At 59.0% G+C, this 13251-nt stretch carries 16 protein-coding genes; 7 read left to right on the forward strand and 9 right to left on the reverse strand.

Features of this window, described 5'->3' with window-relative positions; genetic code table 11:
* Positions 1-10: 10 nt before the first annotated feature.
* The 3 genes from QM780_RS13465 to QM780_RS13475 all read right to left on the reverse strand — a co-directional run bounded on the left by QM780_RS13465 (position 11) and on the right by QM780_RS13475 (position 2233).
* Positions 11-1192 (reverse strand): ceramide glucosyltransferase, encoded by a 1182-nt coding sequence (locus tag QM780_RS13465; RefSeq protein ID WP_415070965.1) that lies wholly within the window; start codon positions 1190-1192, stop codon positions 11-13.
* 159 nt (positions 1193-1351) lie between these two features.
* Positions 1352-1615 carry a hypothetical protein gene (locus tag QM780_RS13470; protein WP_415070966.1) on the reverse strand — a complete coding sequence of 88 codons (264 nt, stop codon included), beginning with the start codon at positions 1613-1615 and terminating at the stop codon, positions 1352-1354.
* Positions 1616-2008: 393 nt separating this feature from the next.
* Complete coding sequence (locus QM780_RS13475) at positions 2009-2233, reverse strand: hypothetical protein (RefSeq protein WP_415070967.1); 225 nt, start codon at positions 2231-2233, stop codon at positions 2009-2011.
* 542 nt (positions 2234-2775) lie between these two features.
* On the opposite strand from QM780_RS13475, the gene QM780_RS13480 reads away from it, so the two are divergent.
* The 7 genes from QM780_RS13480 to QM780_RS13510 all read left to right on the forward strand — a co-directional run bounded on the left by QM780_RS13480 (position 2776) and on the right by QM780_RS13510 (position 9510).
* Positions 2776-4155, forward strand: a complete 1380-nt coding sequence (locus QM780_RS13480; RefSeq protein WP_415070968.1) for a UDP-glucose dehydrogenase family protein — start codon at positions 2776-2778, stop codon at positions 4153-4155.
* A gap of 181 nt (positions 4156-4336) precedes the next feature.
* Positions 4337-6433 (forward strand): flagellar biosynthesis protein FlhA, encoded by a 2097-nt coding sequence (gene flhA, locus QM780_RS13485; protein WP_415070969.1) that lies wholly within the window; start codon positions 4337-4339, stop codon positions 6431-6433.
* Entirely contained in the window at positions 6430-7194 is a 765-nt protein-coding gene (locus tag QM780_RS13490; RefSeq protein WP_415070970.1) for a flagellar biosynthetic protein FliR, read from the forward strand. Before flhA ends, QM780_RS13490 begins: the two co-directional genes overlap by 4 nt.
* 444 nt (positions 7195-7638) lie before the next feature.
* Complete coding sequence (locus tag QM780_RS13495) at positions 7639-8001, forward strand: rod-binding protein (RefSeq protein WP_415070971.1); 363 nt, start codon at positions 7639-7641, stop codon at positions 7999-8001.
* 2 nt (positions 8002-8003) lie between these two features.
* On the forward strand, positions 8004-8495 hold the full coding sequence (locus QM780_RS13500) for a hypothetical protein (protein ID WP_415070972.1): 492 nt from the start codon (positions 8004-8006) through the stop codon (positions 8493-8495).
* Positions 8492-8947: a flagellar basal body-associated protein FliL gene (locus QM780_RS13505; protein ID WP_415070973.1), complete on the forward strand. Its 456-nt coding sequence runs from the start codon at positions 8492-8494 to the stop codon at positions 8945-8947. Before QM780_RS13500 ends, QM780_RS13505 begins: the two co-directional genes overlap by 4 nt.
* Positions 8944-9510 (forward strand): hypothetical protein, encoded by a 567-nt coding sequence (locus QM780_RS13510; protein WP_415070974.1) that lies wholly within the window; start codon positions 8944-8946, stop codon positions 9508-9510. The genes QM780_RS13505 and QM780_RS13510 overlap by 4 nt, the downstream gene beginning before the upstream one ends.
* 2 nt (positions 9511-9512) lie before the next feature.
* On the opposite strand, the gene QM780_RS13515 is transcribed toward QM780_RS13510, so the two are convergent.
* From QM780_RS13515 to QM780_RS13540, 6 genes are read right to left on the reverse strand one after another with little or no spacing between them, the layout of a single operon-like run.
* On the reverse strand, positions 9513-9908 hold the full coding sequence (locus QM780_RS13515; RefSeq protein ID WP_415070975.1) for a hypothetical protein: 396 nt from the start codon (positions 9906-9908) through the stop codon (positions 9513-9515).
* A 23-nt stretch (positions 9909-9931) separates the two neighbouring features.
* The gene (locus QM780_RS13520; RefSeq protein ID WP_415070976.1) at positions 9932-10477 is read right to left on the reverse strand and encodes a chemotaxis protein CheD; all 546 of its coding nucleotides are present in this window, start codon (positions 10475-10477) and stop codon (positions 9932-9934) included.
* Positions 10474-10863, reverse strand: coding sequence for a response regulator (locus QM780_RS13525; protein WP_415070977.1), 390 nt, complete (start codon positions 10861-10863; stop codon positions 10474-10476). Before QM780_RS13525 ends, QM780_RS13520 begins: the two co-directional genes overlap by 4 nt.
* An 11-nt stretch (positions 10864-10874) precedes the next feature.
* The gene (locus tag QM780_RS13530) at positions 10875-11918 is read right to left on the reverse strand and encodes a protein-glutamate methylesterase/protein-glutamine glutaminase (RefSeq protein WP_415070978.1); all 1044 of its coding nucleotides are present in this window, start codon (positions 11916-11918) and stop codon (positions 10875-10877) included.
* Entirely contained in the window at positions 11915-12787 is an 873-nt protein-coding gene (locus QM780_RS13535; RefSeq protein WP_415070979.1) for a CheR family methyltransferase, read from the reverse strand. The genes QM780_RS13530 and QM780_RS13535 overlap by 4 nt, the downstream gene beginning before the upstream one ends.
* Positions 12784-13251 carry a chemotaxis protein CheW gene (locus tag QM780_RS13540; RefSeq protein WP_415070980.1) on the reverse strand — a complete coding sequence of 156 codons (468 nt, stop codon included), beginning with the start codon at positions 13249-13251 and terminating at the stop codon, positions 12784-12786. The genes QM780_RS13535 and QM780_RS13540 overlap by 4 nt, the downstream gene beginning before the upstream one ends.

The raw sequence follows: 13251 nt of genomic DNA on the forward strand, positions 1-13251 counted from the left end.
CGACGTCGCTTCAAATGATTTTGGTCGTGACTGCCAACGGTCGGCTGGTATCCGGCAGGCTGGTTTCGTTGTGGGATTTCGCGACGCTCATATCGTTGCCGCGCCAAACGAAGGTATTTCCCACCCAGCCTTCAACCCAGAGAACAGGCAGCAGGAAATCGCGCAGCATCCAAGCGAACGGGGAATACCACCTGAAGTGCCATCCCGCCACGCGAGACAGAAGAGTTTCCGCCCCGAACCACCCCGCAAGAAGACCGGAGAGAGCCAGCATTGGATCGATATCGGAAGCCGCAGCTGCTGTAACGGCCGCGACCGCCGGCAGAGCACACCCGGCGAAGATTTCGGGAGCATAGAAAATCGGGAAGGTTGCGCGCCGCAATCTTGCCCAACGCACTTGCCGATCCCACACCTGCGCTCTTGTCCGCGGCCCCAAGGGCTGTTCAAAAGGCCGATCAACGAGACGGACATCGAGACCATGAGAGCGCACGATCTTTGTGGCTGCCGCGTCTTCGGCAATTTCAGCACCTAGCGCTTCTATGCCGCCTGCGTCGTCGAGAATGTCGCGGCGCCAAAGCATCGACTTGCCCTGCGCGAAGCCGAAGCCGATCGTGTCGGCGGCGCTTTGCCAACGCGCCTGATAGGTGTTGAGGAATGCACATTCGAGTTCGGCCCAGAAGCCGATCGGACGGCTGCCCACGGGCGGAGAGCAGACAAGACCAACGCCCGGTTTGAAGCTTTGAAACAGATCGTCGAGATAATTCGGCGGCATCAGCACATTGTTGTCGGCGAGAACGATCCACTTATGACGCGCGGCGCTCCAACCTTTGACGATGTTGTTGAGCTTGGGATTGCTGGTCGGCCTGTCGTCGCCGATCAGCAGGCGGGCGCGAACATCGGGATATTCGGCCATCAGGCGGCGAACGAAGGGTATGGCTCTATCGTCTTCGCGCGCGGCGCAGAAGATGATCTCATATTCACGTGCATCGAGCTCAAAGGTTGAGCGCAGCGTCATTTCGTCGAAATGATCGAGCCCGCAAACCGGGCGCACGATGCTGACAGGTTCGACTGCGACCGCGGGCGATCGCTTTGCAGGTGCTGAGACGCGGTAGAGCGCCAGGGCGATCGTCAAAAGATGCGTGGTGGCCGCAAGAGCGCAAAAGATGAGAGCTGCCGTCGTCACGAGATCGGCCATAGCTCCTCCGTCGACATCGATGATCCTGCTGCATTCCAGGATTCAATGAAATATCGACGACAGTTGCGCGACAGCTTTGCGACACACGACAGAAATGCCGGAATTTCGCGGGTGATCCACATTTGATTGGAACAGAAAACGTTCCGCCGGGATGCCGAATCAGGGCTTCGGCGGCGCGGATTTTAAATGCCGGGCCGCGTTCGTCAGCAAATAGGCGCCGATAAAAGCTGCAAGCGTGAGGCCGGCGACTGAGGGCAAGCCGTCGTTCAAGTTTGCCATGGTCAAGAGTTCATAGGCGATGGCCGCCCCAATCAGGCCGCCCAGCGCCGCGACGGCCGTGTTGAAGACGCCGCGGAGCGACAGCCCGTAGAGAATACCAACGATGAGACCCGGATACATCGCCGGCCAAAAGTGATCATCCATATTTCCCTCGCCTAAATGCGTTTCTGCGCTGGTTAACATCGCGCCACGGCAATGGGGTTGATACCAGTCAATGACGATGCTGGGGAGGGAACAGCGTTTGGCATCACGGACAAAAAAAGACCGGTGGTTCGCTTGAACCGCCGGTCTCAGTTCCTGATCGCTGATAAGGCGAGCAGGTCCAGGGACTAATATTCGTGGCAAATGTTCTCAGGAATAGCGGCTAAAAGTCGGGCGATGGCCCGACAGGCGCCAATTCCAAACTGGGTTCCAACCGCTGCTGTTCGTCTCTGGATGCGATGACGACCAACCGTGGTCCTTTGTGCTCCGACACGACCTGCGAAGCGGTGGTTTTTGCGCCCCGTTGCGGCCTGGCCGGGGGGCGGCGCCTGTTCGTCATTGCGAGAACACCTCCGCGCGCACAGCATTGCGGCTTCGACGGCGGCTCGAGAGATGCGCCGCGGCGGCACGCTCAGCCAAAAGCGCGTTGGCGAATCGGCGGCCCTCAAGTGCGTTGTAAGTATCAAGGGCTGCGTGAAAGAGGTAGTCGCGTTCTCCTTCTTCGCGGATGATGAGGCCGGCCTGATCGTCGCCGACTTCGATAACGTATGATTTGGACATTATTCCTTCTTGCCGGCAAATGCCGACATCCTCTGATGATCGCGTTGTGAGTGAAAAAGTTGCGTGATGGCGCCAGTGTTCTCAGCAGCAACAGCAGCAAGGACACATCGCGGCAGCGCGGTTCATCGGACGAGAAAATCGAGGATCTGAAGTTTTAGTGTTCATAGCGGTCTCCGTTTGCGGAGCCCACGAGTGCGTCGTGGAGCTTAGCGTTTGATGACGCGGCGCAAGTCTCATCGAAATCACCGCGGACGGCACGGCATGTGCCGACAAGAGCCATCAAGCCTGCATCGACCTTTGAGATCAAATAAGAAGAAGTTCGTTGCTTAGAACCTAGTGCTCATCGGCGACGACAAATTCAACGGGCTCGATGCTCTCCCAGCACCGGATTCACCCAATTGGTGCTGGCATTAGGGCGTTGAAATTGCGGGCATTATCCGCAAAATTCAACGCCCTGAGACCAAGTGTGCCGGATCAAGGCACTGGCGAGGTCGGGGGTTTGGTGGGATACCGTCTGCTGCCAGATATTGGGGGCGGATGCGATGAAGATTTGCATGATCGGTGCAGGCTACGTGGGGCTCGTCTCCGCCGCGTGCTTTTCCGATTTCGGATGGGTGGTTACCTGTGTCGACAAGGATCCGGATCGGCTGGCGGATCTGAAAGCCGGTCGGTCACCGATTTACGAGCCCGGCCTCGAAGCGCTGATGGATCGCAACATCAAGGCGGGGCGGCTGCTTTTCACTGACAAGCTCGGACCGGCGGTGGCCGACGCCGACGTCGTATTCCTTGCGGTCGGCACACCGATGCGGCGCGGCGACGGCTATGCGGACCTGTCTTATGTGTTCTCCGCAGTCGAGGACGCGGCCCCGCATTTCCAAGATTTCACCGTTGTGACGACGAAATCGACCGTGCCGGTGGGGACAAGCCGCGAGATCGAACGGCGGCTGAAGGCGAAGCGGCCCGATGCCGACGTCGCGGTGTGCTCCAATCCGGAATTCCTGCGCGAGGGTTCGGCGATCCAGGATTTCACGCATCCCGACCGCGTCCTGGTCGGAACCGACGACGAACGCGCGCGTGAGGTGATGGCGCGGCTCTATAAGCCGCTGGCGCTGCGCGGTTCACCCGTCATGTTCGTCGAACGCGAGTCGGCCGAACTCGCGAAATATGCGGCGAATGCCTTCCTGGCTCTCAAGATCAGCTTCATCAACGAGATCGCCGATCTGTGCGAGAATTTGGGCGCCGACGTTCAGGAGGTTGCATCTGCCATCGGGCGGGACCGGCGCATTGGCGACAAGTTCCTGCATCCGGGGCCGGGATACGGTGGTTCGTGCTTCCCCAAGGACGTCTCGGCTCTGATCCGGACGGCGCGCGAGGCAAAATCGCCGGTTTCGATCATCGAACAGGTCGAGCGGGTCAATCATGAGCGGAAGCTTGCGATGGCAATCCGCATCGAAGAAGCCGCTGGCGGGTCGGTGCGCGGTAAGACGATTGCCGTACTGGGTCTGACGTTCAAACCTAATACTGACGACATGCGGGATGCGCCGAGCCTCGTCATCGTTCCGATGCTGCAGGAACGCGGTGCCACCATTCGAGCCTGCGATCCTCAGGGCCGTCGCCAGGCCGAACCACTGCTTCCCGGGCTCACATGGTGCGAAAACGCCAACGAAGCGGCTGAGGGCGCTGACATTCTGGTCGTCCTAACGGAGTGGAATGAATTCCGAGCCCTCGACCTTGAAGGCATCAGGAACCTGATGGGGGGCAGGACGGTCGTCGATTTGAGAAACGCGTTCGATGCCGATAGGGCCCGCGACCTCGGCTTCGACTATTCGGGAATCGGACGGGGGAAGGCCGCACCCGGCGAGCTTGACGCTAAAAACCGCGCTGGCCGCCCCGGCGCTCATCCGGTTCAGGCGGCGAAATAGCGCTCGTCGCCTGCCTGCGCGTGGAGTTGTAGATCGCCGGGATACCGGTGGCCGAGACATCGCGCTGAAAAGCCAGAATATTCAGCGGCTGCGATTTTTCCTCCCTCAATCATTGCCCGATGACGACCTCGCGCAAGCTTCGCATAGGAAGCTCAGCCCAAAGCGCGAGGGTTTCTTCTTCATGGCAGCGACGAAAACCACTGCAGGCAGTGGCATCGAACTTGGTCTGGGTCAGCGCGATGCCGGCTTGGCAGTCGGCGTCGTCGGCATCCTCACTATTCTGTTTCTGCCGCTGCCGGCGTTCATGATGGACATCGGGCTGGCGTTTTCGATCGCGCTGTCGATCATCATCCTCATGGTCGCGTTGTGGATACGTCGGCCGCTGGAATTTTCTGCCTTCCCGACCATCCTGCTGATCGCAACACTGCTGCGATTGTCGCTCAATGTCGCGACGACGCGACTTATCCTGTCGCAAGGCGCGGAGGGGCCGACAGCCGCCGGGCACGTCATCGCCGGCTTTGCCCAGTTCGTCATGGGCGGAAACTTCGTTATCGGCATCATCGTTTTCATTATTCTGGTAACCGTCAACTTCGTCGTCATCACGAAAGGTGCGACGCGTATCGCAGAAGTGGGCGCCCGTTTCACCCTCGACTCGCTGCCCGGCAAGCAGATGGCGGTCGATGCCGATCTCTCGTCTGGTTCGATCGACGAGAAGGAAGCCATCCGACGCCGCAAGGAACTCGAGGAAGAAAGCCAATTTTTCGGCGCGATGGACGGTGCGTCGAAGTTCGTGCGCGGCGACGCAATTGCAGGTCTTATCATTACAGCCGTCAATATTTTCGGCGGCATCATCATCGGCGTGACGCAGCACGACTTGCCCTTCGATCAGGCAGTCGACGTTTTCGTCAAGCTGTCGGTCGGCGACGGCCTCGTCACGCAAATGCCCGCACTTATCGTTTCGCTGGCTGCCGGTCTTCTCGTATCGAAAGGTGGTACGACCGGATCGACTGAAGGCGTCATCGTCAGCCAGCTCGGAAACTATCCGCGCGCGCTGATGGTCGCCGGCGGCGTCATGTCCATTCTCGCGCTCGCTCCTGGTTTACCACTCCTTCCGTTTGCAGCGATCGGCGGCATCCTGACCTATGCCAGCGTTGGACTTCTGCGTCAGAAGGCCGAAAGCGAACGTGAGGCGGAGCTTGCGAAAAAGTCGACGCAGGCACCCGCGGCGGAAGACCAATCGCGGCAATCCATCCGCGACCAGCTGAAAACCACGGAAATCGAGATCTGCTTCGGCAAGCAAATCTCGACGGTTCTGATGCGGCCGACGAGCGATCTGCCTCAGCGGGTCGCCAAGATGCGGCGGAAGTTCGCGAAGCAATACGGGTTCGTAGTTCCTGAAATCAGGCTGTCCGAAGATCTTTCCGTTCCAACCAAGAGCTATCAGATCAAGGTGCACGGGACCGTTGTTGCGAGCGCAGAGCTGAGGCTCGGAGACGTGCTCGTCGTTGTTGGCGACGGTCCGAAGCCAGAAGCGCCGGGTGATGAGACGCGCGAGCCCGCATTCGGCATGAAAGCGCTCTGGGTACCCGATATCTTCACGAACGCCCTGAAGCGCGACGGCTTCGTACCCGTTGAAAATACCTCCGTCTTGCTCACGCACGTGGCGGAAGTGATCCGGAACAGCCTGGCGCAGCTCTTCTCGTATCGGGACCTGCGCGCCCTTCTGGAACGGCTCGATCCTGAATACCGCAAGCTGCTCGATGAAATCTGTCCGTCGCAGATTTCCTATTCCGGCCTGCAAAGCGTGCTGAAAATCCTGTTGGCTGAGCGCATTTCGATCCGGAACCTGCATCTTATTCTCGAAGCCGTCGCGGAAATCGCGCCTTTCACGCGAAAGGCCGAGCAGATTTCCGAGCATGTCCGCATGCGGCTTTCGACGCAGATCTGCGGCGACCTTAGCGAAGGCAACTATCTCAAGGTGGTCCGGCTCGGAAACAAGTGGGAGCTCGCGTTCCATCAGGCGCTCAGGCGCGACGGGAAGGGCGAGGTTGTGGAATTCGATATCGAGCCGCGCCTCATCGAGCAATTTGGCGCCGACCTTGCCCGCGTCGTGCAGCCCCTGATGGACGCGGGACATCAATTCGCTCTCGTGACGGCGGCCGAAACGCGGCCTTACGTTCACACCGTTACCGAACGGCTTTATGGAACGCTGCCGGTTCTGTCGCACCTCGAGATCAGCCGCGGCGTACAGATCCAGTCGCTCGGCTCGATCTCATGACGGAACTGACACATGCGACCCTGCTCGTTCCGTTTCTGATTTTCTGCAGGGTCGGCGCGTGCTTCATGTTGCTGCCGGGCATTTCGAGCGATCGCATCCCGGTTCAATTTCGTCTTTTCGCGGCGATTGGCGTCGCCCTGACGATCACGCCGCTTGTTTATGATGACGTGCGTCCTGCCGTCTCCGAGACGCCGAGCGACCTGCTCGGGGTCATCGCGATCGAGTCGCTGAGCGGCATTCTATTGGGCTTTCTCGTCCGCATTCTCTTTCTTGCGCTCGAATTTGCCGCGACCGCGATGGCGAACTTTGCCGGCTATGGATCGGTCTTTTCGCATTCCGTCGACAACAACGATCCCTCATCGCCGTTCAGCTCTATGGTGACGATGCCGGCGCTGGCGCTATTTTTCATTTCGGATCAGCACATCAACGTCATCCGCATGTTGCAGAAATCCTATGAGACGCTGAAGGTCGGGTCGGCGATTGCCGCACCTCCCAATCTGCAATTGATCGTCACGAATTTCGATACGACCTTCAAGCTGACTGCGCAGCTCGCGGCGGCACTCGTCGTGTATTCGATCACGGTCAACATGGCCTTCGGTTTTCTGAACAAAATGGTTCCGCAGATTCCCATTTACTTCGTTTCGACGCCGTTCGTCGTGCTCGGCGGCCTTTTCATTCTGCTTCAGATCGACAAGACCGTGCTTGAGATTTTCACCTCTCTCGTTGGGCAGGCCATTCAAAATCTCGGGCACCATGGCTAGGTCGTCGAAGAAACTCGGGCGCCTGGTCGATCTGTTCCGCGATTTGGAAACAACGGAACGGGCAAAGGTTGCCGAGTTGACGCGGCAAATCGGCGATCTTCGCGCGGCGCAGGAAGAGCTCCTGGCGAGTCTCCGCCAACCCAACGCCAAAAATCGAACCATTTCTCCCCCTGATGGCGCGGAGCATCGGCAATATGGATCGGCGGTTGCAGCGCCTCACAAGGGAGCACGAGACGGCCGTACAGCGTTATGCGCAGGCCAGCCGCCGCACCCACGGCGCTTCGTCCCTGCAATCGGACATTCGCGCCGAGGAAGAGCGAAAAGCCGAACAAAAGGATCTCGAGGCACTCATCGAATTTCGCCAATCCGTTGTCGCGCAAGGCCGGTGTAAGTCTAAGCGTTCAACCTGATTTCGTCGCCCTTAATCTATGACGAAACCGAATAATGCCGATCTCACCGACTACCAGCTCCGTCGATCAGGCGATATGGACCGCCCGCCAAACCGTTCGGCTGGGCGAGGAAAGCCGCACGCAATCTTCTGCAGTCGCGTCCCAAGTCCAATCCGGCGATGCGCAGCAGAGCAAGCTCAAGGAAGTCGGACAGCAGTTCGAAGCTCTTTATCTCCGCCAAATGCTGGAAGAATGGATGCCGAAGGATTCCGCGGAACTTTTCGGAGAAGGCACAGCGGGTTCGGTTTGGCGTTCGATGCTCGCAGACCAGATGGCGACGACTCTGTCCAAGTCGGGGACGATGGGAATTGCTCAACTTATAATGAAGCACGAGCCTGACGGCTCGAAAGGACAATAGATATGAGCGCTCCCGCGACGGAAGCCAAAACTCGATCGACTCAAGCTGCTGGCGTTGGCCTACCGCGCGGCAACCCGGTTGCGCAAAGCGGGCAGCGCAACGCTCCGCAGCATCGGCCGCTGGTCCACGATCCAGCGGCGGCACGCGCTGTCGTTATCGCAGTGTTACGGCGCATCGAGGGATATCTCGACGAAGAAACGGCTGCCCTCGACAAGTCTTCGAACTTCGACCTCAAAGCGTCGAACGATCGCAAAAGCCAGGGACTTGTCGATCTCAATCAAGCCATGCGCCGGCTGACCAGCGAAGACATCAACGACGATCTCAAAGCGCGCCTGCAGACCTTTCGCAACAAGCTCGCGATCAACCTGCGCAAAATCCGTCTGCACCTCGATGCCGTGAAAGAGATTACGGCAATGCTTTCCGAGGCCATTCAGAGCGCTGAGTCTGACGGCACCTACACGCGCAACATCGGACCATACCGGAGCGCTCTGTGATCCGATCGCTGCTCGTGGCTCTAATTGCTTGCCTCTCGACCATCGGCGGCTTCTACGGCGCGATGACCTGGAAAGCGAGTGCGAAGCCCGCGAACGGCGAAGAAAACCAAAGCAAGCTGCAGATGATGAAGACGCACATGATCAGCGTGCCTCTCCTCAGCAATGGCGAGGTTCTCGGCTATATCGTGACGCGCCTTCAGTTTGTCGTCGACACGGACCTGGCAAAACTAAGCACCGTCCAACCCGAAGTTTTCGTTTCCGATGAAGCCTTCCGGCAGATCTACGAAAAGGCGCCGGAAGACATGAAGAACGGCCACAAGCAGGTTCTCAAAGAGCTTGCCGCGAACGTCGCTGACGGCGCCAACAAACGCATCGGGCGCGCCGTCGTCAAAGACGTGATGGTCGATAGCTGGGCATATCTCTCCAAACAGGACATGATGAGGAAGCAATGACCTCAATCGATGGCGATTTCGGCTTTGAAGCCGTTTTCCGGAAATCCGCGGCCGAACTCAAATTGCGGCTAGAGCGCGATTCCGATCTACCGCGCAGTCCAGAACCGACGAAACATCGTGGCGGAATCGCCGCCATCTCGGTTTTCGGTGGGCTCGGAATATTGTCGCTCGCGATCTTCATCATCGGCTATTCAGCGCTGCAATCGGATACGCCTGAGATCTGGATTCACCGGCTCATGGCGCTTGCCATCGCGCAAAGCATCTTGATCAGCGCAGTCACGATGAAGATTTTGCCGATCATCGAGCGCCGCGGCTCCCTGATCAACGTCGGCCAATTTGCCGAGCGTGTTCGGCCCGAGAAGCCGGCGGCCCGCACTGCTGCGCCGGTGCGGTTCGAAACCGCGCCTCCGCCGCTGCCCGCGCCGCCCAAGCCGGTCGTCGGTGGTCAACTCGCGGGCCGCGAGTTTCTCGAATACCAAGATGGCTCTATTGAAATCGATACGCTGATCGGCCGGCGGCGCTTTGTGTCGCTCGACGCTGCCAGGGAATTCGTCGGATCGTAACGTCAGCCGGTCAACGGCCAGTTGTCGAATTCTTCAAACTCTCCGGTCGCATCGGAACATTCGCTGCGTTTGCCCGTCAGACGCTCGGAAACTTCAGCGAGCTTCACCGCACCGGCCGCGCGTGTCACATCGACCTTCCACTCGGGCGAGGCGTGGCCTGATAGCCCGTGCAGAAAATCAGCGACCGCTCCAAGGCTTTGACACAGCCGGTCCAGACTCTGCAATTCGTAGATCGAATGCGAACCGCCGAAAGCGCCGGCCACGACGAGATTGCCGACGAGATTTTGAAGATCGCCGGCGGCATCAGAAAGCATGCGCACCTCGTTGGATACCGTCAATAACACGTCGGTGACGGGCACGCTGGCGCTGTGCTGGTCGCGGTCCTTGGCACTGTTCATTGCTTGCATCCCCGGCGAATGTTCTAGAATAGCTCGAGTTCGCCGGCGTTCTCGACGACGGCTGCGGGCGGCAGTTTGACGGGCTGTTCGCTCTCCGTGGCACCGGTCAAAAGGATCTGGCGGGCGCGCCCTGAGACGGGCCAATACTGGATACGACGCCCCTGCGGGCCACCCGTGCTGCCGCCGATATGGGCAATGCCTTCCGCTTTCAGAAATCTCTGCGCGAAGTCGGCGTTGTTTTTGCCGATGTCGGAATGAGACCGGACTGTCCGAGCACCACCGAACAACTTTGCTTCCAAGCGATCGCGCCTCGCACCAGCCTTCAACAGGCCGTTGACGAGCAACTCCATCAGATGAACGCCCATTCGCTCGGCATCGGCGCTTTTTGCCCCAAGGTTGCCGGGAAGAAGGAAGTGGTTGATCCCACCGACGCCTGCGAGGGGATCACGAATACATGCCGCCACGCACGAGCCGAGGATCGTCGTCACCATGACGTCCCGGTCGGCGGTCACGAAGAATTCACCCTGAATGATATGGACGCGTTTTTCCGCGGTCTGTGCGGCCGTCATGTCAGCTTTCCGACGACGGCTTCGATGCAGGTCTTCAGTTGCGGCACCGAGAATGGCTTGGCGAGGAAGTTGTTGAGCCCCCACTTCTTGCCTTCATCGATCAGCGCTTTGTCGCCCTTGCCTGTCACCAGAATGAAGCCAACCTTGCTCGTCGGTGCATGCTGGCGCAACGCGCGCAGGAGCTGAATGCCGTCGATCTTCGGCATATTGAAATCCGAAATCACGAGATGGCAGGGCGCGGTCATCATCATCTTCAGACCTTCCTCGCCGTCCTTTGCTACCTTGAAGGACTTCAATCCGATCTGGTCGAGACCATCCGTCAGAAGCGCTCGGCTAACCGACGTGTCATCGACGACCAGAATCGACAATTGCTGCATTCCGGGCATATTCTTGCCTCCTAGTGCTTCTTGTTCTTGGACGTTTCTGAGATGATTGCCGCAGCCAAGCGGTCGAGTGGAAGTTGCTTTTCGACGGCGCCGATTTCGAAAGCTGCCTTGGGCATTCCGTAGACGATGCAGCTTCCTTCGCTCTGGCCGAAAGTCTTGGCGCCCGCCTTTCGCATCGACAGCATTCCGGCGGCCCCGTCTTTCCCCATGCCGGTCAGAATGACACCCACCGCTTGTCCTTTGCAGGAGTTTGCGACCGATTCGAAAAGGACGTCGACCGACGGACAGTGGCCGTTGACACGCGGACCCGTCTTCAGACGGCAATGCAAATCGGACGTAACCTCGAGGTGATTGTCGCCACCCGGCGCGAGATAGACGTTTCCAGGTTTGATTTTCGCCCGATCGGTCGCTTCCTGCACTTTTGGTGCGCACAGCCTGTCGAGTTTGTTGGCAAGGCTCTTCGTAAACGACGGCGGCATATGCTGAGTAATCACCGTCGGCGGGCAATTCTCGGGAAATCCGGAAAGCAGCGCCATCAGGGCTTCAACACCACCCGTCGATGCGCCGATGGCAACGAGGCGTCCATCGGGAACGTACCCATCGTGTAACACCGGCGCATGAACCGGCTCGCGCGAATGAACGTCAGCTTTCACCAATGGCCGAACACGTGCCGAGGCGGCGATCTTAACCTTGTAGGGCAGTTCCTCGAAGCTGTGCTCATTGCCGGGGCGTGGCTTCTCAATGCAATCGATGGCGCCGATTTCGAGCGCCTGAATCGTTTCTTCGGCACCGCGCCCCGTCAACGTCGACACCATGATGACCGGCATCGGGCGCAGCCGCATGATCTTTTCGAGAAATTCCAGCCCGCTCATGTTGGGCATTTCCACGTCGAGCGTCACGACGTCCGGATTGAGCGCCTTGATAGCCTGACGGGCTTGGAGCGGATCTTCGGCCTGCCCAACGACCTCGATCTCGGGATCTTTGGTGAGTGCGGTCGCGATCAGGCCACGCATCGTGGATGAGTCGTCGACGACAAGGACTTTGACCTTCTTCATGACGGCTTGCCGCCTTTCTTGCGATAGCTCGTGATCCCATCGGTCGAGAGCAGCGCATTGGCAGCGCCGGCGACGCGCTCGGAATGTCCAATGTAAAGCGCGCCATCGTCTCGGAGCAGGCGCGCCAATCGGGTCCAAATCGTGCTTTGGGTCTCACGATCGAAATAGATGACAACATTTCTGCAGAAGATCGCGTCGAACGGGCCGTTGAACGGCCAGGTGCCCATCAAGTTGAGCTCGCGGAACGATACGAGAGACCGTACGCTGTCGGCGATCTGCATAGCGGACGCACCTTTGCTCGGCACGGGAACGAACCATTTGGAGCGAAGATTCGACGGAATATCCTTCAGCTCTTCCTTTTGATAGCAACCTTCCTTGCCGCGTGCGACGACATGAGGATTGAGATCCGTGGCAAGAATGCGGATGTCGAGCGAAGCCGCCTCGGGGATGACTGATAAAACCGTCAACGCCATCGAATAAGGCTCTTGCCCTGTGGAGCAAGCGGCCGACCAAAGGCGGATGCGCTTGCCGCGTCGTGCTGATTCGGCGAGAGGCTGGATGATTTCGTTGCGCAGGTGCTCGAAGTGATGTGGCTCGCGGAAGAATCGCGTGACGTTCGTCGTCAGCGCCGCGATCATGCTATTGCGCTCTTCGTCGTCCTCCCTGATGGTTTCACAATAATCGGCGAACGTTGTGATTCCGAGGGCGCGCAGGCGCTTCGCGAGCCGTGAATATACGAGTGTCGCTTTCGAATGCGGGAGGTCGATTCCCGCTTCGTCTTTGGCGATGCGCGCAATCTCGCGGAAGTTCGCATCCGTGAACGCGAACTCGCCCGTTGCGATCGCTCCGATTTGCGCGCTTGTCGTCATGCGGCCGCCTTGGCGCTGATCGGCAGCACACAGTCAAGCGAGACAAGGCTGATCATACGCCCGTCGATCGCGTACACGCCCTTCACGAAGGTTTTCGCCAGGTCAGACGCGATATCCGGGGTCGGCTGCATCGCGGCTTGGGAAACAGTCAGAATGTCAGAGACGGCGTCGACAAGAAGGCCGACGACCTGCTGGTGAATCTGCACGACGATGATAACGCTGCGTGCGGTCGGCTCGGTCAGGCCGATGCCGAACCGCATCGCGAGATCAACGATCGGCAAGACGGCCCCGCGCAGGTTGATGACGCCACGAACATATTGCGGCGCATGCGGAAGCGGTGTTGCCTGGGTCCAGCCGCGAATTTCGCGCACGCCCATGATGTCGATGCAGAACTCCTGCGATCCAACGCGAAATGCAACGAATTCGAGGTTGGCGGAGTTCGCCGACGTGCTGGCATCCTGCAT

This window comes from Hyphomicrobium sp. (assembly GCF_047600905.1).
Classification (GTDB): Bacteria; Pseudomonadota; Alphaproteobacteria; order Rhizobiales; family Hyphomicrobiaceae; genus Hyphomicrobium_B.